General features: G+C 66.4%; 25 protein-coding genes. 11 read left to right on the top strand and 14 right to left on the bottom strand.

Features of this window, described 5'->3' with window-relative positions; all coding sequences use genetic code 11:
- Positions 1–54: 54 nt before the first annotated feature.
- From hslV to ACH0AE_RS14655, 4 genes are all read right to left on the bottom strand, one after another.
- Positions 55–600: an ATP-dependent protease subunit HslV gene (gene hslV / locus ACH0AE_RS14670; RefSeq protein WP_294444836.1), complete on the bottom strand. Its 546-nt coding sequence runs from the start codon at positions 598–600 to the stop codon at positions 55–57.
- 199 nt (positions 601–799) lie between these two features.
- On the bottom strand, positions 800–1,207 hold the full coding sequence (locus ACH0AE_RS14665) for a holin family protein (protein WP_406875833.1): 408 nt from the start codon (positions 1,205–1,207) through the stop codon (positions 800–802).
- A 12-nt stretch (positions 1,208–1,219) separates the two neighbouring features.
- On the bottom strand, positions 1,220–1,756 hold the full coding sequence (locus ACH0AE_RS14660) for a glycoside hydrolase family 108 protein (protein WP_294444653.1): 537 nt from the start codon (positions 1,754–1,756) through the stop codon (positions 1,220–1,222).
- 84 nt (positions 1,757–1,840) lie between these two features.
- Complete coding sequence (locus ACH0AE_RS14655) at positions 1,841–2,818, bottom strand: NAD-dependent epimerase/dehydratase family protein (RefSeq protein WP_294444652.1); 978 nt, start codon at positions 2,816–2,818, stop codon at positions 1,841–1,843.
- A 148-nt stretch (positions 2,819–2,966) separates the two neighbouring features.
- Between ACH0AE_RS14655 and ACH0AE_RS14650 the strand changes: the two genes are divergently transcribed.
- A complete protein-coding gene (locus tag ACH0AE_RS14650) occupies positions 2,967–3,791 on the top strand; it encodes a tryptophan 2,3-dioxygenase (RefSeq protein WP_294444651.1) in 825 nt (274 codons plus the stop codon).
- Positions 3,792–3,802: 11 nt separating this feature from the next.
- The gene (gene kynU / locus ACH0AE_RS14645; protein WP_294444650.1) at positions 3,803–5,053 is read left to right on the top strand and encodes a kynureninase; all 1,251 of its coding nucleotides are present in this window, start codon (positions 3,803–3,805) and stop codon (positions 5,051–5,053) included.
- 9 nt (positions 5,054–5,062) lie between these two features.
- Here kynU and egtD read toward each other — a convergent pair whose 3' ends face one another.
- The 6 genes from egtD to ACH0AE_RS14615 all read right to left on the bottom strand — a co-directional run bounded on the left by egtD (position 5,063) and on the right by ACH0AE_RS14615 (position 9,900).
- The gene (gene egtD, locus ACH0AE_RS14640) at positions 5,063–6,040 is read right to left on the bottom strand and encodes an L-histidine N(alpha)-methyltransferase (protein WP_294444647.1); all 978 of its coding nucleotides are present in this window, start codon (positions 6,038–6,040) and stop codon (positions 5,063–5,065) included.
- Between the two features lie 37 nt (positions 6,041–6,077).
- Positions 6,078–7,328 (bottom strand): ergothioneine biosynthesis protein EgtB, encoded by a 1,251-nt coding sequence (gene egtB / locus ACH0AE_RS14635; RefSeq protein WP_294444646.1) that lies wholly within the window; start codon positions 7,326–7,328, stop codon positions 6,078–6,080.
- A gap of 60 nt (positions 7,329–7,388) precedes the next feature.
- The gene (locus tag ACH0AE_RS14630; protein WP_294444645.1) at positions 7,389–7,946 is read right to left on the bottom strand and encodes a cob(I)yrinic acid a,c-diamide adenosyltransferase; all 558 of its coding nucleotides are present in this window, start codon (positions 7,944–7,946) and stop codon (positions 7,389–7,391) included.
- 3 nt (positions 7,947–7,949) lie between these two features.
- Positions 7,950–8,186 (bottom strand): twin transmembrane helix small protein, encoded by a 237-nt coding sequence (locus ACH0AE_RS14625; protein ID WP_294444644.1) that lies wholly within the window; start codon positions 8,184–8,186, stop codon positions 7,950–7,952.
- Positions 8,187–8,195: 9 nt separating this feature from the next.
- Positions 8,196–9,023 carry a tRNA glutamyl-Q(34) synthetase GluQRS gene (gluQRS, locus tag ACH0AE_RS14620; protein ID WP_294444643.1) on the bottom strand — a complete coding sequence of 276 codons (828 nt, stop codon included), beginning with the start codon at positions 9,021–9,023 and terminating at the stop codon, positions 8,196–8,198.
- Between the two features lie 85 nt (positions 9,024–9,108).
- Positions 9,109–9,900 carry an enoyl-CoA hydratase/isomerase family protein gene (locus ACH0AE_RS14615; protein ID WP_294444642.1) on the bottom strand — a complete coding sequence of 264 codons (792 nt, stop codon included), beginning with the start codon at positions 9,898–9,900 and terminating at the stop codon, positions 9,109–9,111.
- 99 nt (positions 9,901–9,999) lie between these two features.
- Here ACH0AE_RS14615 and ACH0AE_RS14610 point away from each other — a divergent pair, with 99 nt between their 5' ends.
- The 3 genes from ACH0AE_RS14610 to ppc are packed head-to-tail and all read left to right on the top strand — an operon-like array spanning position 10,000 to position 13,755.
- Positions 10,000–10,569 (top strand): HNH endonuclease, encoded by a 570-nt coding sequence (locus ACH0AE_RS14610; protein WP_294444641.1) that lies wholly within the window; start codon positions 10,000–10,002, stop codon positions 10,567–10,569.
- A gap of 22 nt (positions 10,570–10,591) precedes the next feature.
- Positions 10,592–11,053 (top strand): EF-hand domain-containing protein, encoded by a 462-nt coding sequence (locus tag ACH0AE_RS14605; RefSeq protein ID WP_294444640.1) that lies wholly within the window; start codon positions 10,592–10,594, stop codon positions 11,051–11,053.
- Positions 11,054–11,097: 44 nt separating this feature from the next.
- Complete coding sequence (gene ppc / locus ACH0AE_RS14600) at positions 11,098–13,755, top strand: phosphoenolpyruvate carboxylase (RefSeq protein WP_294444639.1); 2,658 nt, start codon at positions 11,098–11,100, stop codon at positions 13,753–13,755.
- Between the two features lie 13 nt (positions 13,756–13,768).
- Here ppc and ACH0AE_RS14595 read toward each other — a convergent pair whose 3' ends face one another.
- Complete coding sequence (locus tag ACH0AE_RS14595) at positions 13,769–15,064, bottom strand: hemolysin family protein (protein ID WP_294444638.1); 1,296 nt, start codon at positions 15,062–15,064, stop codon at positions 13,769–13,771.
- Between the two features lie 133 nt (positions 15,065–15,197).
- Here ACH0AE_RS14595 and ACH0AE_RS14590 point away from each other — a divergent pair, with 133 nt between their 5' ends.
- Positions 15,198–15,875, top strand: coding sequence for an OmpA family protein (locus tag ACH0AE_RS14590; RefSeq protein WP_294444637.1), 678 nt, complete (start codon positions 15,198–15,200; stop codon positions 15,873–15,875).
- Positions 15,876–15,889: 14 nt separating this feature from the next.
- Here ACH0AE_RS14590 and ACH0AE_RS14585 read toward each other — a convergent pair whose 3' ends face one another.
- Complete coding sequence (locus ACH0AE_RS14585; RefSeq protein ID WP_294444654.1) at positions 15,890–16,318, bottom strand: nucleoside deaminase; 429 nt, start codon at positions 16,316–16,318, stop codon at positions 15,890–15,892.
- Between the two features lie 76 nt (positions 16,319–16,394).
- Complete coding sequence (locus ACH0AE_RS14580) at positions 16,395–16,640, bottom strand: hypothetical protein (RefSeq protein ID WP_294444635.1); 246 nt, start codon at positions 16,638–16,640, stop codon at positions 16,395–16,397.
- Between the two features lie 138 nt (positions 16,641–16,778).
- Here ACH0AE_RS14580 and rpmB point away from each other — a divergent pair, with 138 nt between their 5' ends.
- Positions 16,779–17,078 (top strand): 50S ribosomal protein L28, encoded by a 300-nt coding sequence (gene rpmB / locus ACH0AE_RS14575; RefSeq protein WP_406875832.1) that lies wholly within the window; start codon positions 16,779–16,781, stop codon positions 17,076–17,078.
- A 100-nt stretch (positions 17,079–17,178) separates the two neighbouring features.
- On the opposite strand, the gene ACH0AE_RS14570 is transcribed toward rpmB, so the two are convergent.
- Complete coding sequence (locus ACH0AE_RS14570) at positions 17,179–18,138, bottom strand: esterase-like activity of phytase family protein (protein WP_294445212.1); 960 nt, start codon at positions 18,136–18,138, stop codon at positions 17,179–17,181.
- A gap of 134 nt (positions 18,139–18,272) precedes the next feature.
- On the opposite strand from ACH0AE_RS14570, the gene ACH0AE_RS14565 reads away from it, so the two are divergent.
- From ACH0AE_RS14565 to infC, 4 genes are all read left to right on the top strand, one after another.
- Positions 18,273–18,635 carry a glycine zipper 2TM domain-containing protein gene (locus ACH0AE_RS14565; protein WP_294445211.1) on the top strand — a complete coding sequence of 121 codons (363 nt, stop codon included), beginning with the start codon at positions 18,273–18,275 and terminating at the stop codon, positions 18,633–18,635.
- 400 nt (positions 18,636–19,035) lie between these two features.
- On the top strand, positions 19,036–21,030 hold the full coding sequence (gene thrS, locus ACH0AE_RS14560) for a threonine--tRNA ligase (protein WP_406875886.1): 1,995 nt from the start codon (positions 19,036–19,038) through the stop codon (positions 21,028–21,030).
- 207 nt (positions 21,031–21,237) lie between these two features.
- Complete coding sequence (locus ACH0AE_RS14555) at positions 21,238–23,979, top strand: TonB-dependent receptor (protein ID WP_294445188.1); 2,742 nt, start codon at positions 21,238–21,240, stop codon at positions 23,977–23,979.
- A 129-nt stretch (positions 23,980–24,108) separates the two neighbouring features.
- Positions 24,109–24,642 carry a translation initiation factor IF-3 gene (gene infC, locus ACH0AE_RS14550; protein ID WP_406875831.1) on the top strand — a complete coding sequence of 178 codons (534 nt, stop codon included), beginning with the start codon at positions 24,109–24,111 and terminating at the stop codon, positions 24,640–24,642.
- Positions 24,643–24,860: the final 218 nt, after the last annotated feature.

The raw sequence follows: 24,860 nt of genomic DNA, 5'->3' as shown, positions 1-24,860 counted from the left end.
AAGCGCTTAGCCGCTGCTCCAGCGCAATCCGTCGCAATCACTGGCGGGCCACGATCAGGCCGCGCTGTCGAGCGTCTCCACGACCAACCGATCGTTGGTGTAGACGCAGACCTCCGCCGCGATCGCCATCGCCTTGCGGCAGATCGTCTCCGCATCCTTTTCATAATCGACCAGTGCGCGAGCGGCGGCGAGCGCGAAATTACCGCCCGAGCCGATCGCGGCGATGCCCGCCTCCGGCTCCAGAACGTCGCCATTGCCGGTGAGGATCAGCGTCACGTCCTTGTCGGCGACGATCATCATCGCCTCCAGGTTGCGCAGATATTTGTCGGTGCGCCAGTCCTTGGCCAGTTCCACCGCGGCGCGCATCAAATGGCCCTGATGGCGTTCCAGCTTTGCCTCGAGCCGCTCGAACAGGGTGAAAGCGTCGGCGGTCGCGCCCGCGAAGCCGCCGATCACCTTGCCCTCTGGGCCGAGCGTGCGGACCTTGCGCGCATTCGGCTTCATCACCGTCTGGCCCATCGATACCTGGCCGTCGCCCGCGACGACCACTTTCCCGCCACGCCGCACCGATAGGATCGTGGTGCCGTGCCAGACGGGCATGCTGCTTTGTTCACTCATGGCGCGCGATGTAGGACGTGTGGCGCGGGTTCAACAGCCCCCAGCATCGCGCTCGCCCCAGGCAGGAGCGAAACACCGCCAGGGACTCCCGCTGGCGGCGAGCGCCTTGACGGCGCGCGCCACGGACGGGCGAGCCGATGTTGGAGCGAATGTTGAGGAAGTTGAGGCTCTGGCGCATTTTTCAACGTGCCTTCGCCTTCCCCCATTCGCGCGCCGCGGTGTAGCCGAGATAACCGGTGGCGAAGAGTGCGTAGAGCGGCTCCGGAATGCCGGAGAGATACGCGTTCATGCCGCCCGCAATCACCCGCGCCGTCGCCGGACTGACCGCGGCGATGATCCCCATCGGGATCGACCAGAGCAGCAACACGTACATGACGTAGAGGAAGCTCGGCCGCGCCCGGCTGGTCCAGGGATCGGGGGATTCCGCCTCGGCCAGCACGGCGGCCATCTGCGTCTTGATCCGGTCGAGTTCCTGCGATCCTTCGAGGCGCAACAGTTCGAGCTTCGCCGCCTCGCGCGCCTTGGGATCGGGAATGATCTTGTCGATCAGCCCGGCGACCGGGCCGATGATGGTATCGAGCAATGCCATGTTCCTTCTCCTTCAGGCGAGGCGGTTGGCGAGCCAGCCGTAGAGGAATGCCTCGTTCGCGGGACGGCGCTCGGCCAGCGAGACGTAGCGTTCGCCCTGCAGCGCCTCGAGCGCCTTGAGCAGCACCGTCTCGCCAGCCGGCCCGCGGGTAGCGAGGAAGCCGTCGAGCGCGCCCAAAGTCTGCGGGCCGATGCGGCCATCGAGCAGCACGTCGGGATAATCGCGTGCGCCACGGTTTAGCGCGTTCAGCGCGCGCTGGAGGAAGGCGATTGCCACCGCCGGCCCCATGTTGACGCCGGTATCGAACAGTTCGGCGGCAATCAGCGGCGCGCGCCGCGCCACGTCGTCGATCCGTGGGCGCTGCCAGTAGATGCGGCGATAGATGACGGCGGCTGCCTCGCGCGCGAAATGGCGCATGTCGCCGGTATAGCCGCTGGCGCGCGCCACGGCCTCGGTTATGCCCCAGCGAGTCGCGCCGCCGCGGTCCGCCGGGTGTTTGCTGTAGCCGCCTTCGCGGTCGATGACGGCATCGATGAGATCGTCGATCATGGTCCTCTCCTGCGCAAGAACAAAAAGAGAACAATACGCCTGTCAGGGTGATGTAGGACAGTGCGGGATGGGGCGCAGCCGGGGTCAGCAGATCCCGTGATATCCTTTGAACCAGTCGACGAAGCGGGGGATGCCGACCTCGATCGGCGTGGTGGGGGCAAAGCCGTGATCGCGGCTGATCGCGGTGATGTCCGCATAGGTGGCGGGGACGTCGCCGGGTTGCATCGGTTCGAGACTGCGCACCGCCTTGATGCCGATCGCATCCTCCAGCACGTCGATCATGCGCAGCAGCTGCTCGGGCTTGTTGTTGCCGATGTTGTAGACGCGGTGCGGCGGATTGGTGCCGTCATCAGCGGGCGGGCTGTCGGTGACCGCGATCACGCCTGAGACGATATCGTCGATGAAGGTGAAGTCGCGGCTCATGTCGCCATTGTTGAAGACGCGGATCGGCTTGCCCTTGAGGATCGCGTCGGTGAACAGCCACAGTGCCATGTCTGGCCGGCCCCATGGGCCATAGACGGTGAAGAACCGGAGACCCGTCAGCGGCAGGCGATAGAGATGGGCATAGACATTGCCCATCAGCTCGTCCGCCTTCTTGGTTGCGGCATAGAGCGAGATCGGGCCGTCGACGCGGTCGCTTTCCGCGAACGGCAGCTTGGTGTTGCCACCATAGACGGAACTGGACGAGGCGTAGCTCATCGACGCGAGGCCATCGAGCGAGCGGGCATATTCGAGCAGGTTCACCTGACCAACGAGGTTCGACTGGACATAAGCGTGCGGGTTGGTGAGCGAGTAACGCACGCCCGCCTGCGCGGCGAGATGGATGATGTGGGTGATCCGGTGCGGCGCGAGCGCCGCGGTGAGCGCCGCCTGATCCGCAATGTCGACCTCAGCGAAGGTGAAACTGGGATGCGTCAGCGTCGCGAGGCGGCCGCGCTTCAGCTGGACGGGATAATAATCGTTGAGATTGTCGATCCCCACGACTGTCTCGCCGCGATCAAGCAGCCGACGCGCGACGGCGGCGCCGATGAAGCCGGCCGCTCCGGTGACGAGATAGGTCATGTCTGCTCTCTCCTGCCCTTGGCCCTCGCGTAGCGGGGTGAACGACGCAAGCGAAGGCCTGACGTGATGCCGTTCAGCCGTTGCATGTGTCACCAGGCGGCGCATCGCGCCTTCGCTTGTGCGGCGCTTGCGCCTACAAGCCGGCGGCATGGAGACCCGCGAAACCGATCATGCCGCGCCGCCCGCGAGCGGCCCGAGCTACACCAGCTATCTGAGGCTCGACGAACTGCTCGCCTGCCAGAGCCCATTGTCCGGCACGCATGACGAGATGCTGTTCATCGTCATCCACCAGGCATCGGAACTGTGGATGAAATTATGCCTTCACGAGCTGAATGCAGCGCGCGCGGCGATTGCGGCGGACCAGCTCGACGCGGCATTCAAGATGATGGCGCGGGTGGCGCGGGTGCAGCAGCAGCTGATCAGCAGCTGGGAGATCCTGGCGACGATCACCCCGGCGGATTATTCCGCGATGCGCGGCAAGCTTGGCGGTAGCTCCGGTTTCCAGTCGCACCAGTATCGCGCGATGGAATATTTGATGGGCAACAAGAATGCGGCGCTGATCCGCGTCTTCGCCGATGCGCCGCACCTGCAGGCGGAGCTGACCGCGGAGCTTGCCCGGCCGAGCATCTATGACGAGGCGCTGCGTGCGCTGGCGCGCGCCGGGCTGCCGGTGCCCGCCGACCGGCTGGAGCGGGACTTCACCAAGCCATATGAGGCATCTCCAGCGGTGGAGGCATGCTGGCGCGACGTCTATGCCGCGCCGGAGCGCTACTGGAACCTGTATGAGCTGGCCGAGAAGCTGGTCGACCTGGAATATCGCTTCCAGCTGTGGCGGTTCGGACATCTGAAGACGGTGGAGCGGGTGATCGGCTTCAAGCGCGGGACGGGCGGCACCGCGGGCGTGCCGTACCTCGCCAAGGTGATCGACCAGGTGTTCTTCCCCGAACTGCTCACGGTGAGGGCAGTGCTGTGAGGGGCGATGCGGTGAGCGGGGTCGCTGCGCGTGGCTGGCCGGGCCTTGCCGAGGTGCAGGCGCTGGATGCGGCCGATCCGCTGCGCTCCCACCGCGCGCGCTTCGCGCTGCCCGAGGGGCTGATCTACCTAGATGGCAATTCGCTGGGCGCGTTGCCGCGGGCGACGGCCGCGCGGGTGGGGAATGCGGTGACGCGGGAATGGGGCGCGGACCTCATCGCGAGCTGGAACAAGCATGGCTGGATCGAAGCGCCGGCGCGGCTGGGCGCGCGGATCGCGCCGCTGATCGGGGCGGCGGCGGACGAGGTGATCGTGTCGGATTCCACATCCGCCAACCTCTTCAAGCTGCTGACCGCGGCGTGCCTGGCGCAGACCGGCCGCACCACCATCCTGACCGAGCCGGGCAACTTCCCGACCGACCTTTATATCGCGCAGGGGATCGCGGCGACGCTGCCCGGACGCCAGGTGCGCACCACGCGGGATATTGCGGCGGCGATCGATGGCGACACCGCGGTCGTGCTGCTCACCCATGTCCATTACAAGACCGGGGCGATGCACGACATGGCGGCGATCACCGCCGCGGCGCATGCGGCGGGCGCGCTGATCCTGTGGGATCTCAGCCATAGCGTTGGCGCAGTCGAGGTGGACCTCAACGGCTGCGGCGCGGACCTGGCAGTCGGCTGCGGCTACAAATATCTCAACGGCGGGCCGGGGGCGCCGGCGTTCCTCTATGTGGCGAAGGCGCTGCAGGATCGGCTGCGATCGCCGCTGACGGGGTGGATGGGCCATGCCGCGCCGTTCGACTTCGAGGATGATTATGCGCCGGCGGGGGGCATGAAGCGCTTCCTCTGCGGGACGCCGCCGATCCTCGGCATGGCGGCGCTGGATGCGGGGCTCGACACGTTCGAGGGCGTGACGATGGGTGATCTGGTGCCCAAGAGCCGCGCGCTTGCCGACCTCCTGATCGCGGGGATCGACACGCGCCTGGCCGGACACGGCTTCACGCTGGTTACGCCGCGTGATGCCGCGATGCGCGGCAGCCATGTCAGCATCGCGCACGATCATGCGTGGGAGATCTGCCAGGCGCTGATCGCGCGCGGCGTGGTAGGCGATTTCCGCGCGCCCGAGGTGCTGCGGCTGGGGCTGACGCCGCTCTACACCCGCTACGAGGACGTGTGGCGGGCGGTGGAGAAACTGGCCGAGGTGATGGCGGCGGACGCTTGGCGCGATCCCGCCTATGCGGCGCGCGCCGCCGTCACCTGACGCGCTGGCTCACGGGGCAGGGCGATCCGCTTGTGCTTCAGCGAGATAGACTGCGAACAGCCCTTCGGGATCGGTCCGTTCGGCGACCGGGGTCCAGCCCCCGGCGCGCAGCAGGATCTTTGCGTCCCGGGGCCCGTATTTGTGGCTGTTCTCGGTGTGGATCGTCTCGCCGGCCGCGATCGCGAAGTCCCGCCCGTCAACCGTGAAGGCAAGATCGCGCGTCGCCTCCAGATGCATTTCGATCCGGGCGCGATCGTCGTTCCAGATCGCGTGGTGGCGGAAGGCATCGAGCGGGATCGTGCCGTCAAGCTCGCGGTTGATCCGGCCGAGGAGGTTCATGTTGAACGCCGCGGTGACACCGGCGGCATCGTCATAGGCGCGCGTCAGCACGCCCTCGTCCTTGATCCGGTCCATGCCGATCAGAAGGTGCGCACCGATGCCGAGCGAGCCGCGCATCGCCCTGAGCAGGTCCACCGCGGCGCGCGGGATGAGGTTGCCGATCGTCGAACCCGGGAAGAAGCCGAGCTTGGGCACGGCGGCGATCGTCTTGGGCAAGGTGAGCGTGCGGGTGAAATCGGCCTCGAAGGGAAGCACGAACAGGCCCGGGTAGCGGCCGGACAGGGCGCGCGAGGATTCGCGCAGGAACTCGCCCGAGATGTCGATCGGCACATAGGCGCTGGGGCGGATCGCGTCGATCACCAGCGGCGTCTTGGTCGAGGAGCCGGAGCCGAACTCGACGAGAGCGGCGCCCTGCGGCAGGCGCTGCGCGAGATCGCCGCCAATGCGCGACAGGATGCCGGTTTCGGTGCGAGTGGGATAATATTCGGGAAGTGCGGTGATCTGCTCGAACAGCTCCGACCCGCGATGATCGTAGAACCAGCGCGCGGGGATGGCGCGCGGGCGGCGGGCAAGGCCGTCGAGCACGTCGGCGCGGAACTGCGGATCGGCGAGCGAGGCCTGGCCGTCCTCGATCTCTGGCTTCAGCATGTCGATCCTTTCCGGTGTGTGATGGGGCGGCGCGTGCTCATGCATCCTTCGCGAGGCGGACGCCGGTGAACTGCCAGCGCTGGTGGGGGTAGAAGAAGTTGCGATACGAGGCGCGCAGATGCCCGCGCGGCGTGGCGCAGGATCCGCCGCGCAGCACGAACTGCCCGCTCATGAACTTGCCGTTATATTCGCCCACCGCGCCCTCGGCGGCGACGAACCCGGGGTACGGGCGATAGGCGCTGCCGGTCCATTCCCACACATCGCCGAAGAAGGCGGGGCCGCGCTGGGCCGGGCGCGGCTCTGTGGCGCCGGCGACGTCGAGCTGGTTGCCGCTGGCAGGATCGTGGCCGGCGGCGGCTTCCCATTCGAACTCGGTCGGCAGGCGGGCGCCGGCCCAGCTGGCATAGGCGTCCGCCTCGTAGAAGCTGACATGCGTGACGGGGGCGGCAGGATCGACCGGGCGGCGGCCGTCGAGCCCGAAGCGGGTCCAGGCGCCGTCGCGCTCTTCCCAATAGAGCGGGGCGGTGATCCCTTCGCGCTGCACCCAGGCCCAGCCGTCCGCCAGCCACCATCGCGGAGTGCGATAACCGCCGTCGGCGATGAACGCCTGCCACTCGCCGTTGGTGACGGTGCGATCGGCGATCCGGTGGGGCGACAGAAGCGCACGGTGGCGCGGGCCTTCACAATCGAAGGCGAAGCCGGCGCCGGCGTGGCCGATCTCGACCACCTGTTCGTCCTGCTCGATCCAGTCGATCGGCCGGGGAACTTCGACGGGCACCTTGCGCTCGGGAAGCCAGAGGCTGGGCTCCAGTGGGTTTTCGGAGAAGAGGTGGAGGATATCGGTGACGAGCAGTTCCTGGTGCTGCTGCTCGTGATGGCAGCCGAGCTCCACCAAGGCGCGTGCCTCGCCACCAAGGGCGGGGAAGGCGACGATCATCGCGCGGTCCACCACGGCGCGATATTCCAGCACCTCCGCCAGCGTCGGCCGGGTGATCATGCCGCGACGCGCGCGGGCATGGCGGCGCCCCTCGGCCTCGTAATAGCTGTTGAACAGGAAGGGGAAGCGTTCGTCGTGCAGCCGGTAGCCCGGCGCGTGATCCCGCAGCACGAAGGTTTCGAAGAACCAGCTGGTGTGCGCGAGATGCCATTTGGCGGGGGAGGCATCGTCCATCGACTGGACGGTGGCATCGGCATCGCTGAGCGGGGCGACGAGCGCCTCGGTCAGCGCACGAACGCGGGAATAGCGGACCGCGAGGTCATCGGATTGCAGGGTCGGGCGTAACCGCATTCTGATCTCTCCCCCAGAATTCGGATACGCAGGTCAGGCGCAGTAACGCGCCCCACGGCGCTAGCGTGATCCCCCGGGTATCCAGAGAACGTCTCCGCCCCCCGTTTGGTTCACCGCACGGCACGCGACGAACAGGAAATCCGACAGTCGATTGAGATAGGTGAGCGCGGCCGGATTGACCGGTGCGTCGATCGCCACTGCGGCACGCTCCGCCCGGCGTGCGATCGCACGCGCAAGGTGAAGCGATGCGGCGGCACCGCCCGGCAGGATGAAGCTGCGCAGCGGTTCAAGGCGATCGTTCAGCTTGTCAATCTCGCGCTCCAGCCAGTCGACCTGCGCCGGGATCATCCGCAACACCATATCGGACGGGATGAAATCCTCGCCCGGCGTCGCGAGATCGGCGCCGAGATCGAACAGGTCGTTCTGGATTCGCGACAACGTTGAAATCACGGGGTGATCGCCAAGCGAGGCGATGGCGACGCCGATCGCGCTGTTCGCTTCGTCCACGTCCCCGATCGCGATCATCCGCGGATCGGCCTTGGAGACGCGGCTGCCATCGACCAGCCCGGTCGTGCCGTGGTCCCCCGTGCGTGTGTAGATCTTGTTGAGCTTGACCAACCGTCAGGTCCGCCCGGCGGCGAACAGCAGGACGACGACGACGAGGATCGCAAGCGCCTGGAACAGGATGCGCTGCTGCATCATCCGGTTGGACTTCAGCTGCAGCGCGCTTGGCCCCGAAGAGCCGACGCCGCGTGCTTCGTCACTGGCGCTCTGGAGAAAGCTGATGACGCCGCGTACCAGCGCGACGACTGTGGCGATCAGCGCCGCGATCAAAAGGATTACGAGGAACGTCTGCATCAGACCTATCTAGGATCTTGCGACATGATTTGAAACCCGCCCCGCGCGCAGATCGGCGGCAAGCGCGAGGCCGTCTACGCCGGCGGCACGCAGCGCGGCAAGGGCGGGCGCGCCATTGCGCTTGGCGAGGCGCTTTCCGTCCGGGCCGAGCAGCAGATCATGATGGTGGTAGGCAGGCGTCGGCAGTTCGAGCAACGCCTGGAGCAGGCGGTGAACATGCGTGGCGGCGAACAGATCGCGACCGCGCACCACGTCCGTCACACCCTGCCAAGCGTCGTCGACGGTGACGGCGAGATGGTAGCTGGCCGGTGCGTCCTTTCGCGCGAGCACCACGTCCCCCGCAGCGAGCGGATCGGCGACGACCATCTTGCCGTGGTCTTGCCACTTCAGCGGACCGGCACGCTCGACGGCGGCGGCCATGTCGATCCGCCAGCAATGTGGTTGTGCGGGATCACCCTCCCGACCCCGGCAGGTTCCGGGATAGCGCGGCTCGGCACCGTGCGGGGCGGAAAGGCTGGCGGCGGCAATCTCGGCGCGGGTGCAATAGCAGCGGTAAAGCAGCCCCATGTCGCGCAGCCGATTCAGGGCGGCGGCATAAGCGGGCAGCCGCTGCGACTGGAACACAATTTCGCCGTCCCAGCCAAGGCCGAGCCAGGCGAGATCCTCGATGATCGTCGCAACATGTTCGGGGCGGCTGCGCGTGCCGTCAATATCCTCGATCCGCAGCAGGAAGCGGCCGGCGCCGCCGCGTGCGCGATCGTGCGAGAGGATGGCGGACCATGCGTGGCCGAGGTGGAGCTGGCCGGTGGGAGAGGGGGCGAAGCGGGTAACGATCACGTCTGCCGATGTGCGAGGCGCAGGGCAGTGCGGCAAGCCCCCGCCGACGCCGCCCCGCCTCGCCTTGGACCGATCGTCGCGGGCCTCAGCGGCCGCTGAACACCGGCTCGCGCTTTTCCATGAAGGCGGCGACGCCTTCCTTGTGATCCTGCGTTCCCATCAGGTGCCGGATCGTCTCGATCGCCCAGCCGCCAAGCTCGCGTGGATCCCCATAAGCGGCGCGGCGCAGCCCTTCCTTCATGTAGCGAAGCGCGAGCGGCGGGTTCGACGCGATGCGCCCGGCGAGATCGCGGGCGCGGACCATCAGTTCGGCATGCGGCACCACTTCGCGCACCAACCCGATGCGCGCGGCCTCGGCCGCGTCGATCACGTCGCCGGTGAAAAGCAGTTCCGCGGCCTTGGCGGGGCCGACGATGGCAGGGAGACGGTAGAAGCCGCCGACATCGCAGACGAGGCCGCGCTTGATGAAGAGCTCGGCGAACTTCGCCTTGTCCGATGCGATGCGGATATCGGCGTAAAGCGCGAGTTCCATGCCCCAGCCGACGGCGGCGCCATTGACGGCGGCGATCACCGGCTTGTCGCATTCGAGCGCGGCAATGGCGGCGGGCGTCGGTTGATGACGAACGACCGGCGGCGCCTTGCGCTTCGCAAAGGCATCGGGGCCGGCCATGATCTCGCCCACGTCATCGCCGGAGCAGAAGGCGGGATCGGCGCCGGTGACGATGACGCAGCGTGCATCCTCGTCCGTGACCGCGCGGCGGAACGCGGCCTCGAGCCTGGCATAAGCATCCCAGTTCAAGGCGTTGCGGCGTTCGGGCCGATTGAGCGTGATCGTCGCGATATGGTCGGCGACTTCATAGGTGACGCTGTCGGTCATATATCCTCTCCCCTTGACCCGGTGATTCCCGGCCTGTCATCATGGCGTCATCGCTGGGCGCGATGCGCTGCGGCGACACAGTATCGAAGGGGAGCGCGCTTGTTCCATCCCGATCTGATCCGCCATCCGGACGCTTGTCCGACGCTGGTCCTCAACGCGGATTACACGCCGCTATCTTATTATCCGCTCAGCATCTGGCCGTGGCAGACCGCGGTCAAGGCAGTGTTTCTCGACCGTGTCGATATCGTCGCGCATTACGAGCGCGAGGTGCGCAGCCCGACGCAGACAATGAAGCTGCCATCGGTGATCGCGCTGAAGCAATATGTGCGTCCGTCGCAATTCCCGGCCTTCACCCGCTTCAACCTTTTCCTGCGCGATCGCTTTGCCTGCCAGTATTGCGGCACGCAGCAGCGTGAACTGACATTCGATCATGTCGTGCCGCGGGCGCAGGGCGGGCGGACGACGTGGGAAAACGTCGTCACCGCCTGTTCCCCGTGCAACCTCAAGAAGGGCGGACGCACGCCGAAGGAAGCGTCGATGCCGCTCCATATCGAGCCCATCCGACCGACCAGCTGGCAGCTGCAGGAACACGGCCGAAGCTATCCGCCACACTATCTTCATCAGACGTGGCACGATTGGCTTTATTGGGACGTTGAACTGGAAGCGTAAGGCTGGTTCTGGAGGATAATATATGCGGTCGTTGGTCGTGCTCGCTGGCGTCCTGCCGGTGCTGGCGGGGTGCGGCGGATCGGGGACATCGGCCGACGAGAATATGGCGGTGGATTACCGGCCGCCCACGGTGACTTCCCGGCTGGACTTTGGCGGGATGGTGGAGCGGCGCTTCCACCGCCTGGACGTCAATGCCGACGATCGTCTGACGCCGGACGAACTGCCGCCACGGCTGCGCGGCATCATGGCGCAGGCCGACACGGACGGCGACGGCAGCTTGAGCTCGCAGGAATGGGGCGCGTTCATGCTCGGCCGGTTCGACCAGCTGGATCTCAACAAGGACGGCTCGGTGACGAGTGAGGAGCGCGCCACAGCGATGGAGCGGATCGCGCCGCCGGGCGGAATATCGGTGCTTGGCAACAGCACCGACAATGCCGTCGTTCCCGTGCCCGATGCCGGCGCCGACAACGTCAGCGGCAACTGAGCGTGGGCGTTGACCGCGATCCTGTTGCAGCGCAGCATGACGACATGGCCGAGCTTCCGCCGATCAACAACAACCCCGACATCCGCTATCTGGGGCGCGTCCTCGGCGATGTGATCCGCGAACTTGGCGGCGAGCGGCTGTTCGCCGCGACCGAGGCGATCCGATCGGCATCGGTGGAGCGCCACCGCGACGGCGGCGCGCCGGTGGACCATCATCTCGACGCGCTGTCGCTCGACGAGACGCTCGATTTCGTGCGCGGCTTCATGCTGTTTTCGATGCTGGCGAACCTTGCCGAGGATCGCCAGGGCATCGCGGCGGAGGAAGGGGCGGATCTCGCCTCCGCACTGGAGCGCCTGTCGCGCGAGGGGATCGGCAAGGCGGACGTGCTTGCCCTGCTCGACCATGCGCTGATCGCGCCGGTGCTGACCGCACACCCCACCGAGGTGCGGCGCAAGAGCATGATCGACCACCGCAACCGCATCGCCGACCTGATGGCGCTGCGCGACAGCGGCGCGACCGAGACGCCGGAGGGCGACCTGATCGACGGGGCGATCGTGCGGCAGGTGGCGCTGTTGTGGCAGACGCGGATGCTTCGGCGCGAACGGCTGTATGTCACCGACGAGGTGGAGACGGCGCTGAGCTATTTGCGCGACGTGTTCCTGCCGGTGATCCCCGCGCTCTACCAGCGCTGGGACCGGGCGATGGGCAAGCGCGTGCCGAGCTTCCTGCGGCCGGGCAACTGGATCGGCGGCGACCGCGACGGCAATCCCTATGTGACGGCGGACTCGCTGCGTACCGCGCTCAGCAAGGCATCGGCCGGTGTGATCGGCTATTATCTCGAGCAGCTGCATGCGCTTGGCGCCGAACTGTCGATCTCGACCGATCATGCGCCGGTGGACGAGGCGGTGCTGGCGCTGGCCGCACGGAGCGGCGACGAGGCGGAGAGCCGGCGCGACGAGCCATACCGCCGCGCGCTGACCGGCATCTATGCGCGCACGGCAGCCACCTACAGCAAGCTGACCGGTGCGACGCCGCCACGGCCGAGCCGGCCGGCCGAGCCCTATGCCTCGCCCGATGAGCTGCGCGATGATCTTGCCACGATCGCGCATCCGTTGACCGACGGGCTGCGGGCGAGCGGCGGGGCGATCGAGCGGCTGATCCGCGCGGTTGAGGTATTCGGTTTTCACCTCGCGACGCTCGACCTTCGGCAGAACAGCGCGGTGCATGAGCGGGTGGTGGCCGAACTGCTCGCCACCGCCGGCGTGTGCGACGATTATGCGGCGCTGGACGAGGAGGAGCGGGTGGCGCTGCTCACCCGCGAATTGGCGACGGCACGCCCGCTGACCAGCCGATTCATCCATTATTCCGACGAGACGACATCCGAGCTGGCGATCGTCGCGGCGGCGGCCGATGCTCATGCGACATACGGGCCGGCGTGTATCCGGCAATATATCGTCTCGATGTGCAAATCGGTCAGCGACCTTCTCGAAGTGCATCTGCTGTTGAAGGAGGTTGGGCTGTACCGGCCGGGAGAGCCCGCCACCGCGGCCGTGATGGCAGTGCCGCTGTTCGAGACGATCGAGGATCTGGAAGCGGCGCCGGCGATCATGAAGGCGTGGTTCGCGCTGCCAGAAGTGGCGGCGATCGCCAAGGCGCGCGGCCACCAGGAAGTGATGATCGGCTATTCCGATTCGAACAAGGACGGCGGCTATCTCACCTCCACCTGGCAGCTGTCGAAGGCGTCGACCGCCTTGAAATCGGTGTTCGAGGCGGCCGGCGTCGGCATGCAGCTGTTCCACGGCCGCGGCGGCGCGGTGGGACGCGGCGGCGGATCATCCTTCGCGGCGATCCGCGCGCAGCCGCCCGGGACGGTGCAAGGGCGCATCCGGATCACGGAACAGGGCGAAGTGATCGCCGGCAAATACGGCACGCGGGAAACGGCGATCACGAACCTCGAGGCGATGACCTCGGCGACCCTGCTCGCCAGCCTTTCGCCGGCGCCGCTGTCGAATGCGGAAAGCGAGACCTTCTCGGCCGCGATCGATCGCCTCTCGGAAACGGCGTTCCACGCCTATCGCGATCTCGTGTACGGCACGGAGGGTTTTCGGACCTTCTTCCGCCAGATGACGCCGATCGCCGAAATCTCCGGCCTGAAGATCGGCAGCCGGCCGGCCAGTCGCACCAAATCGACGCGGATCGAGGATCTGCGCGCCATCCCTTGGGTGTTCAGCTGGGCCCAGTCCCGCGTGATGCTGCCGGGCTGGTATGGCGTCGGCCAGGCGATCGCGGGCTTCGAGGACAAGGGCCTGCTTGCCGAGATGGCCGAGGGGTGGCCCTTGTTCGCCGCGACGCTCGCCAACATGGAAATGGTGCTGGCGAAATCGGACATGGGGATCGCCGAGCGCTACGCGGGCCTTGTCGAGGACGAGAAGCTGGGCGCTCGCATCTTCGGGAGGATCCGCGACGACTGGCAGACGACGCATGACTGCCTGTTGCAGGTGACGGGCCAATCGCGGCTGCTGGAGAAACATCCGACGCTCGACGCCTCGATCCGGCTGCGCCTGCCTTATATCGAGCCGCTTAACCTGCTGCAGATCGAGCTGATGCGCCGCCACCGTGCGGGCGACGAAGATCCGCGGATCGGCGAGGGGATCCTCTTGTCGATCAACGCGATCGCGACGGGGCTGCGCAACTCCGGCTGAGCGGCGCTGCCGGTCAGTCCGCGCTGACCAGCAGCTTGTCGATGCGGCGGCCGTCAAGATCGACCACCTCGAACTTCCATCCCTGTTCGACGAAGCTCTCGCCTTCGTTGGGCAGATGCCGGAATACCGCAAGTGCAAGGCCCGCAACGGTGGCGTAGTCGCGATCCTCGGGCAGATCGATGCCTAGCCGTTCGGCCAGCGCATCGGCTGCCATCGTGCCGGCGACCAGCATCGAGCCGTCTTCCCGCTCGACCAGATTGGGTCCTTCACCCGGCTCCGCGTCCGAGGCGAACTCGCCGGCGATCGCCGCGAGCAGATCCGCCGGCGTGACGATGCCTTCGAAATGACCGTATTCGTCATGGATCAGCGCCATCGGCACGTCGGCGCGGCGAAGCGCGTCGAGCGCGTCCATTGCGTCGATCTGGTCCACCACGACGGGAGCCTTGCGGACGAGCTGCTTCAGATCGAGCGAATCGCCCTGAGCCAGCGTACGAGCGATGTCGCGCGCCTGCACGACGCCGATCACCGCATCGATCGATCCTTCGGCGACTGGCAGGCGGCTGTGCGCCGAGGCGAGGATCTTGGTGCGGATCATCGCATCGTCGAGCGAGGAATCGAGCCATTCCACCTCGGTCCGCGGCGTCATGACCTCGCGTACCGGGCGGTCCGCCAATCGCACCACGCCGGAGATGATCGAGCGCTCATGCTCCTCGATGATCCCCGAGCGTGAGGCTTCGGCGACGATGTGATGAATCTCCTCGGCCGTGACATGCTCTTCCGATTCGCGGTTGAGGCGCAGGAGGCGGAAGACGAGCGCGCTGGTCGCGTCGAGCAGCCACACTAGCGGCTTCGTGGCGACCGCCAGCCACGTCATCGGCAAGGCGATCCAAATCGCCACCGCCTCCGGCTTGCGCAACGCGAACTGCTTGGGAACGAGCTCGCCGATGATCAGCGAGGCATAGGTCGTGAGGCCAATGACGATCGCGAAGCCGAGGTTGGCCGCGATGTGCGCGGGCACGCCCAGCGCTTCCAGCCTTGCTGCGGTTGGCGTGCCGAGGCTAGCGCCCGAATAGGCGCCGGCTATGATGCCGATCAGCGTGATGCCGATCTGAACGGTGGAAAGGAACTTGCCGGGATCGGCGGCAAGGGCAAGAGCGGCACGGGCGCCGCGGTTGCCGCCACGGGCGATCGCCTCCAGACGAGCCTTGCGGGCGGAGACGATGGCGAGCTCACTCATCGCGAAAACACCATTCAGGGCGACAAGCGCCAGAATGATGAGGACGTCGATCCAGGGGAACGGCGGTAGCATGATGTGGCGCCCTCTTGGCGTGAATCGCCGGGTTCGACAACTGTCCGCGTCAGTTCCGGTTCAGGACGGGGGCGGAACAACCGGCACAATGCCCGGGTTCTTCGGGCGAGCCACGTGAAAGGGGACAATTCGAATGCGTATCAAAACTGCTCTGGTTTCGGCGATTGCCGGTGGCGCGCTGCTGGCGACGGCGGCCTGCACCACCGACCCGGAGACCGGACAGCAGCGGATTTCCAAGGCGGCGATCGGCGGCATCGGCGGCGCGCTGGGCGGCTATCTGCTGGGTGACCTCGTCGGCGGGCGGCGCGATCGGACCGAGAAGATCGTTGGCGCCGGCATCGGCGGCATCGCCGGCGCCGGTATCGGCGCCTACATGGACAAGCAGGAGCGCGACCTTCGCGCCCGCACCGCCGGCACCGACGTAGAAGTGATCCGCCAGGGTGACGACCTGCTGCTGAACATCCCGAGCGGGATCAACTTCGCCTATAATTCGGCAGCAGTGCAGCCGCAGTTCCAGCGCACGCTGGATCAGGTGGCGAGTGTGCTGAGCGAATATAACCGCACCTATGTCGACGTGTACGGCCATACCGATTCGACCGGCAGCGATTCGTACAACCAGGGCCTGTCGGAGCGTCGCGCGGCGGCGGTCGCCGATTATCTCTCCACCCGCGGTGTGCAAAGCGCCCGGATCGGCACCCGCGGCTTCGGCGAAACCCAGCCGATCGCGACGAACGAGACGGAGGAAGGCCGAGCAGCGAATCGCAGGGTCGAGATCAAGATCGTCCCGATCTCGCAGAACGAGGTCGGCTGAACGGCAGCGCGGGTTCAGCGCCGGTCGGCGAAGAACCCGCGCAGCAGGGCGGCCGATTCGCCATCACCGATCCCGGGATAGATTTCCGGCCGATGATGGCAGGTCGGTTGCGTGAAGAAGCGGGGCCCGTGCTCCACCGCGCCGCCCTTCGGATCGGCGGCGCCGTAATAGAGCCGGGCGATCCGCGCATGCGCGATCGCGCCGGCACACATTGCGCACGGCTCGAGGGTGACCCACAGATCGCAGTCCTCCAGCCGGTCCCGGCCGAGCGCCTGGGCTGCGGCGCGAATCGCCAGCATCTCGGCATGCGCCGTGGGGTCAGCGAGGCGGCGCGGCGCATTCGCCGCCGTGGCAACGACTTCTCCCCGGAACAGCACGAGCGCGCCAACCGGCACCTCGCCCGCGGCGGCAGCCTCGCGCGCGGCGTCCAGCGCAAGGCGCATGGGGGCGGGGAGCGGGAACATGGCTGCGCGCCGTAGCGCCGTCGGCGCCGCCTGGTCCAGCGGCGGCCTCAGCCGGTTACTGGGCCGGGACAGGGGTGGGCGCGTCGCCTGGCTTCTGCACCTGGATCTTGGGCACTTCGACAGTCTTCGTCTCCGTACCCACATCGATTCGGCCGACATCCGCCTTGAACTCCGGCGCCTGGCCGCCTTCCAGCCGCGGCAGCTGCGCCGTTTGCGTCTGATCAATATTGATAAAGCCGGTCGCCATGCCCGCCAGGATCACGAGAGCGGCAATACCGAGCAGGACGAGCAAGGCGCGCATGAAGTATCTCCAACCGATTCGCTGCCGGAACAACGCGCCTTGATCCAGCTAGGTTGCATCGCCTGTGCTTGACGCGCGACGCCCCGGGGGTTATCGGCGCCCACTTTCCGGGCCAACCCGAAACTCAGGATCTGAACCATGTCGCGCATCTGCGAGCTGACCGGCAAGGGCCGGCAGGTGGGGAACAATGTTTCCCACGCCAACAACAAGACCAAGCGTACGTTCCTGCCGAACCTGCAGAACGTGACGCTGATCTCCGATTCGCTCGAGAAGAGCGTGCGGCTGCGCGTGTCGACCCATGGTCTGCGCTCGGTGGAGCACAACGGCGGTCTCGACAACTGGCTGGTCAAGACCAGCGACGAGAAGCTGTCGCTGCGCGCCCGTCGCCTGAAGCGCGACGTTGTCAAGAAGCGCTCGGCGACCGCAACCGCCGCCTGATCCGCTTTTAAGGATCGCACGACATGAAGGCCTGCTGTCCTACGGGGTGGCGGGCTTTTCGTGTTGGTGGCGGTGAACTCGTCGCGTGCCTCGCCGGAGCTCAATCGCGCAGCCTGAACTTCATCAGATATGTGGGGCGCAGCGGCATCAAATCATTGTCGGTCACGATCCACACCATGGCCTGCCCGCCTTCCCTCGTGACGGCGATGCCTTCGCAATTCTCGCCCATGATCGGCGGTGCTAGGGTGGCGATCACGGTCCCCTTCGCGACGGCGCCCGGCCGGATCGCGGCGCGCGGGATTCGCAGCAGCTTGGCGGTGAAGGTGAACGGGTAGCGAAAGCGCCGGGTGAGGACGAGAAGATCGCCATTGGGCAATTCCGCGGCATCGCTGGGATCGTAACGCGCGGGCGGCTGGATCCGGAAGGCCTCGGCGTGAGTGCCCCTGGCGGTCGGGTCGCCGGAGAAGAGCAAAGCGTAGCGGGACGCCCGGTCCGGCTTGCGTTCCGCAATGGCGATGAACCGGCCATCGCGAAGCCGGACAAGTGATTCTGCACCTTGGTTTGCCACCCACCGCCGCATCCCCTTCGGCCAGGCGCGCGCTTCGGCACCACTGAAGCCTGGGGCGTAGCGCCAGATCTCGTTCTGGTTCTCGTAGCCGACCCACGCGCGACCGGTTGCCGGATCCAGCGTCAGCGATTCGCTGTCGCGATCCTTGCGCAGCCAGCCAGTCGCGGGGCCGGCCTTCAGGATATGACCGCTCGGAGATTCGATCATGCCGCGGCGGATGGCGAAGGCGGCGACGTTGCCGCCATCGGACAGCAGCATCGCGCGCCCATCGTGCAAGGCGATAGCGGAGAAGCCGCCGAAGGCCGGATCGCGGCTTGAAAGCGTGACCGCGCCGACCGGCTCCAGCGCGCCGATCCGCTTCGGCCAGCCGCCGGCGGGTACGTAAGGCGCCGCTGTTATCGCTGGTGCCTCACTGATCAGCGGCAGGCGTTCCTCCCCGCTGTAACGCGGCACGACGAGAAGGACGGCAAGGATAGAGAGGGGCCAGCGCACGAGGTGCCTTAGCCGCTTCAAGCCTGAACGAACGATAACGGGCGCATTCAGGGTTGGCTCAACGCGAATCGGACAAAAGGGCTTCAACGAGGCGGAATCGGGCCTCGAACGAGATACGAAACGGGAGACAGTCCATGTTCAAGAAGCTTTCCCTCGCTGGTGCCGCCCTAGCCATGAGCACTGTCGCGATGATCCCCGCCGAGGCTTCGGCGCAGCGTTATGGCGACCGCTATGAGCGCCAGTATCGCGGCTATGACAATCACCGCGGCTACCGTGGTTACAACAACTACCGCGGCAACGACCGTCGCTACTACCGCAACCAGCGCTGCAACAGCGGCACGACCGGCACCATCGTCGGCGCGATCGCGGGCGGCCTGCTGGGCCGCACGATCGACAACCGCGGTGACCGCACGCTCGGCACGGTGCTCGGCGGCGTCGGCGGCGCAGTTGCCGGCAACGCGATCGAGAAGTCGAACAACCCGCGTTACTGCCGCTGAGGCGGCGCGGGGCCCGGGGCTGGCTGCTGAAGCGGCCGCCCAGGCACCGCCGCGGACGAGATGGCCCCATCGGCCTGAGTATCCCTCGCGTAGTGTATGAGGGCGCGGGCCCGCTTTCGAAAGAAGGCGGGCCCGTTGTTTTTTGGCAGGTACTGCCCCGAGTTGTCGGGCTGGCGCGCCCACGCTATATTGCGCTCATGCCGCGCGACCGTGCCAGCACCACTACCACGACCCCGGGGTTCCGGGGGCGGCCCGCCACGCGCTGAGCGCGCGGCCGGCTAGCTCGCCCGGGAACGGGTGGGCCGGCGTCCTCCACTTCGTTCCTGCCACGTCGGACGCCCTTTTCGCGCGGGGCCGCCTCGCCTAAGCGCAATGGCATTGCAGGAAACCGACCATGAACATGCTTTCGATCACGCTTCCGGACGGCTCGGTACGCGAGGTGCCGCCGGGTTCGACGCCCGCGGACATTGCCGCCGCCATCGGCCCGGGCCTCGCCAAGGCCGCGATCGCCGCGCGTGTCGACGGCGAGTTGCGCGACATCAACCGCCCCTTCGAACGTGACGCCCAGCTCGCGCTGGTGACGAACCGCGACGAGGCGGACGCGCTGGAACTGGCGCGGCATGATTACGCGCACGTGCTGGCGGAGGCGGTGCAGGAGCTGTTCCCCGGCACGCAGATCACCTTTGGCCCCTCGACCGACGACGGCTTCTATTACGACTTCGCCGCGCCGGCCGACCACGGCCCGTTCACGGAGGAGGACCTTCCGCTGATCGAGGAGCGGATGCGCAAGATCATAGCCGCGGACAAGCCGCTGCGCCGCGAGGTGTGGACGCGCGAGCAACTGATCGAGCGGTGGACGCAGCAGGGCGAGACGTTCAAGGCCGAATGGGCGGCCGAGCTTCCCGATGACGAAGAACTGACGGTCTATTGGTCGGGTGGCGACTGGCTCGACATGTGCCGCGGCCCGCACCTTGCCTCCACCGGCAAGCTCGATCCGCAGGCGTTCAAGCTGACGCGCGTATCGGGCGCCTATTGGCGCGGCGACCAGAAGAACGCGATGCTGAGCCGCATCTACGGCACGGGCTGGCTGAACAAGAAGCAGCTCGATGCGCATCTGCACATGCTGGAGGAGGCGGCGAAGCGCGATCATCGCAAGATCGGGCAGGAGATGGACCTGTTCCACCTCCAGTCCGAGGCGCATGGCAGCGTCTTCTGGCATCCCAAGGGCTATATGATCTGGCGGCAGCTGGAGGCGTATATGCGCCGCCGGCTGGATGCCGGCGGCTATGAGGAAGTAAAGACGCCGCAGGTGATGGACGCGCGGCAGTGGGAGCGCTCCGGCCACTGGGGCAAGTATCGCGAGAACATGTTCGTCATCCCGGACGAAGTGCCGAATGTGTCCGACGAGGGCGCTTTGGTTTCGCCGGATGCGGACTGGATGGCGCTGAAGCCGATGAATTGCCCGGCACACGTGCTGATCTTCCGCCAGGGCATCAAATCGTACCGCGACTTGCCGATCCGCATGGCCGAGTTCGGCTGCTGCCACCGCAACGAGCCGCATGGCGCGCTGCATGGCATCATGCGCGTGCGCCAGTTCACGCAGGACGACGCGCATATCTTCGTGCGCGAGGACCAGCTGGTCGACGAGGTCGCCAAGTTCATCGACCTGCTCGACAGCGTGTACCATGACCTGGGCTTCACGGATTATGCGGTGAAGCTGGCGCTGCGCCCCGAGAAGCGCTTCGGCGACGATGCGATGTGGGACAAGTCCGAGGACGAGCTGCGCCGCGCCGTCATGGCGTCGAACCTGCCGCAGACGATCAAGGACGGGTTCGAGGAGCTGGAGGGCGAGGGCGCCTTCTACGCGCCCAAGCTGGAATTCCACCTGACTGACGCGATCGGGCGGACCTGGCAGGTCGGCACGATCCAGTCGGACCGCGTGCTGCCGGAGCGGCTCGACGCCAGCTACATCGGTGAGGATGGCGAACGTCATCGTCCCGTGATGCTGCACCGCGCGATCCTGGGGACGTTCGAGCGGTTCCTGGGCATCCTGATCGAGCATCACGCAGGCCGCTTCCCGCTGTGGCTGTCGCCGGTGCAGGCGGTGGTGGCGACGATCGTGTCCGAAGCCGACGATTATGCCCACGTGGTACGTGATCGGCTGGCGGCAGCCGGGCTGCGCGTCGAGACGGATCTTCGCAACGAGAAGATCAACTACAAGGTGCGCGAGCACAGCCTGGCGAAGGTGCCGGCTTTGCTGGTCGTCGGCAAGCGCGAGGCGGAGGAAGGCACCGTTGCCGTTCGCCGGCTGGGCAGCCAGGGGCAGGAGATCGTCTCGCTCGATGAGATCGTGGCGCGGCTGGTGAAGGAAGCGACGCCGCCTGATCTTGCCTGAGGCAAGGGCGCAAGTAGACGTGGGGCGGCAGGCAATTGTCGTTCCGCGACTGCTCTCGGCATTCTCGGCGCGAATACTGTGGCGCGAATGACGCACTTCGTTACGAACACGAAACCTGACGTGGCTGTCAGCTAGAGCTGGCGCGCGATTATCCCTAGGGGCGCATCTAATGCGGCCGAAAAGGCCGTTTCCTGGGGAGGATTCTTGATGCGCGCCACGTTTCTGATTTCTTGTCTTGTCTCGACTGCATCGATCGCGCTGGCGGCGCCTGCGCTTGCGCAGGACGGTGCCACGCCCGTCACCGACCAGTCGCAGGCTGAGACGGCAAGCAACGCCGGCGACATCGTCGTGACCGCGACCCGTCGTTCCGAGGCGCTGTCGGATGTGCCGATCGCGATCTCGGCCGTCTCGGGGGAGACGCTGCAGAATACCGGCGCGACCGACGTGCGTGCGCTGAACCAGGTGGCGCCTTCGCTGCTCGTCTCGGGCGCGACAAGCGAGGTGAACTTCACCGCGCGTATTCGCGGCATCGGCACGGTGGGTGAGAATGCCGGCCTCGAAAGCTCGGTCGGCCTGTTCATCGACGGCGTGTATCGCAGCCGTACGGGCGTTGGTCTGTCGGAGCTCGGCGATATCGAGCGCGTCGAGGTGCTGCGCGGCCCGCAGGGAACGCTGTTCGGACGCAACTCCACCGCAGGCCTTATCAATATCGTGACCAAGGGGCCGGAGCTCGGCCGCTTCATGGCCAAGGGTGCGCTGACCTACGGCAATTACGATTTCTGGCGCGTGGACGGCGCGGTCAACGCCCCGATCGGCCAGGACGCCGCGTTCCGGCTGGACGGCGTGTGGCAGCAGCGCGACGGCTATATCAAGGCGCTGACACCGGGCGAGCCGGACATGAACGACCGCGATCGCTGGCTGCTGCGCGGGCAGTTCGCCTATGAGCCGACGGATGCGCTGTCGGTCCGGCTGATCGGTGATTATTCCAAGCGCGACGAGAATTGCTGCGCCGGCGTGCTGCTCGGCCCGGTGCGCGGTCTGACGCGCCAGCCGGACGGTTCAGTCGCTTACGGGCCGAACTCGCTGTTCGGCCTCGTCCAGGCATTGGGTGCCAATTACCCGACTCTCTCGGGCGACCAGCGTTTCGTGCTCGGCACGCCGACGTCGCCGGGCGTACGCTACACCTCGGATAGTGAGGACTGGGGCGTGTCGGGCGAGGTCAATTACGACTTCGGCGGCGCCACGCTGACGTCGATCACCGCGTATCGCGACTATAAGAACAAGCAGGGGCAGGACGGCGACTTCAGCGCGCTCGACATTCTTGATCGCCAGAATCTCGACCGTCGTTTCCGCCTGTTCAGCCAGGAGCTGCGCTTGCAGGGCGAGGCGCTGGACGGCAGGCTCGACTGGCTCGTCGGTGCTTACTACTCGACCGAGAAGCTCGATGTCGTCGACGACATCCGCTACGGCCGTGACTATACCCGATTTGCCAATTGTCTTGCCGCAGCCTCGCTCGCCGGCGCAGGCGTCGGGGCGGTCAATCCGGCGCTGCCGACCTGCACCACCGCGCCGGCTGCGGCCTTCCCCGGGTTCAACGCGATTGCTGCCGCGCTCGGTGCTTCGCCGCTCAACGGCACTGGCGCGAACGGTAATGCTTTTCGCCAGGACGCGGAGAATTACGCCTTCTTCACGCACAACACGCTCGACATCGTCGAGGACGTGCTGAAGCTGACCGTCGGTGTGCGTTACACCCACGAGGCGAAGGACCTGTCCGGCGACACGCGTGCCAACAACACCTTGTGCCCGGCGATCGTCAATTCGCCGCTGCAGAGCTTCGCGTCGCTCGCCTGCGTCATCAACGGCGCCGCGATCGACATTCCCAAGGGCTCGCCCGGCTCCAAGTTCCGTGACGGCGAGTGGACCGGCACGGCGGTGCTGTCGTTCAAGCCGATCGATTCGCTGCTGATCTACGGCTCGGCGTCGAAGGGCTACAAGGCGGGTGGCTTCAATCTTGACTTCTCAGCGCTTGACCGCGCCTGTTCGGCCACTGCGGGAAGCGCGGCGCAGAATGCGGCCTGCGTTGGCCTGCGCGCTCTGCCGGCCAACACGCAGGGCAACGGCCGGCCGGAAGTGTCCGACCTCGCGTTCCAGAGCGAGAAGGTGTGGGCGTATGAAGTCGGCGCCAAGTGGAACGGGCCGGGCGTCGATATCAACCTCGCCGCCTTCTACCAGGAATACACCGACTACCAGCTCAACACCTATAACGGTGTGAACTTCGAGGTGACCAACATCCAGGCGTGCAAGGACGAACTGGGCGGGACCGATCGCGACAATTCCGCGACGAGCGGCCGCTGCGCGCCCGACCGCCTGCGCCCCGGTGTCGTTTCGAAAGGCTTCGAGCTCGAGACGTTCCTGCGGCCGCACCGCGACGTCTCGGTCAACATGGCGCTGACCTACACCGATTCCTACTATCGACGGAACCTGGTCGGCACCGGCGGACGTCCGCTGTCGCCCGTGCTGTTCCAGCTGCCGGGCGACCGCGTGTCGAACTCCTCGCAATATTCGGCGACCGCGGGTGTCAGCTGGACACCGGATATCGGCAACAGCGGCATGTCCGCGCTGTTCTATCTCGATACGCGCCTGCAGAGCGACACCAACACGGGCTCCGACCTTGATCCGGAAAAGGTGCAGGACGGCTTCGTCGTGGTGAACGGCCGCGTCGGCATCTATGGCGAGGGCAAGCGCTGGGGCTTGGAATTCTGGGCGCAGAACATCTTCAACGAGCGCTATTTCCAGATCGGGGCAGACATGCCGCTGCAGGGCAGCGGGAACCTTGGCACAGTGACGGCACCAGTGGCGGCGGGCTTCCCGGCGACCGCGAACCAGCTGTTCGTCGGCTTCCCCGGCGAGCCGCGGATGTACGGGGTGACGCTGCGCGGCAGCTTCTGAGAACCGTCACTCTTGGGCAACGGCCGTCGCTCCATTGGAGCGGCGGCCGTTTCGCATCTTTCGGAATGCGAACCGAAGCCCTATATTGGGCCTGATATATCAACAGGAGAATCAACTATACGTCCGCCAATGATGCGCCGGCCGATGCAGGCGCCGCCGATGAACGGGCCGCGATTCAACGAATGGATCCAGAGCCCCAAGGTCCGCGTGATCGATCACGAGGGCGAGAATCTCGGCGTGATGTACACCCGCGAAGCGATGGAGCAGGCCAAGGAGCTTGGGCTCGATCTCGTCGAGGTGTCGCCGAACGCCGATCCGCCGGTGGCCAAGTTCCTCGATGTCGGCAAGTTCAAGTACGAGGCGCAGAAGAAGGCGAACCTCGCCCGCAAGAGCCAGAAGACGCAGGAGATCAAAGAGATCAAGATGCGTCCCAACATCGACGATCACGACTACGACACCAAGATGAAGAAGGTGGAGGAGTTCATCGGCGACGGCGACAAGGTGAAGGTGACGATGCGCTTCCGCGGCCGTGAGCTGAGCCATGGCCAGCTTGGCATGGCGGTGCTCCAGCGCGTTGCCGAGCAGGTGGCAGAAGTGGCGAAGGTGGAAGCCTACCCGCGCATGGAAGGCCGCCAGATGCTGATGGTGCTCGCGCCGAAATAATTTCCGTAGCTTCAAGCGAAATCGAGGCCGCTCCTGGCTCAGGGGCGGTCTTTTTCGTGTCTGCCGTAGCGTCAACTGACATAGCGGATAGGGACCATTGCGGACCAATCGTGGCATCCGGGCGACAGCCACATTCGAAAAGTAACTTTTGGAACAAAAAAATCTATGTGCGGCTCTCGGTGGCGCTAAAGGCACGGCTCCAAACCCAATCTTCAAAA

The sequence above is a fragment of the Sphingomonas sp. 179-A 2A2 NHS genome (genome assembly GCF_045371305.1).
In the GTDB taxonomy this organism is placed as follows: Bacteria; Pseudomonadota; Alphaproteobacteria; order Sphingomonadales; family Sphingomonadaceae; genus Sphingomonas.
Note: the sequence above shows the minus strand (reverse complement) of the source record. Positions and strands in the feature narration are given on the sequence as shown.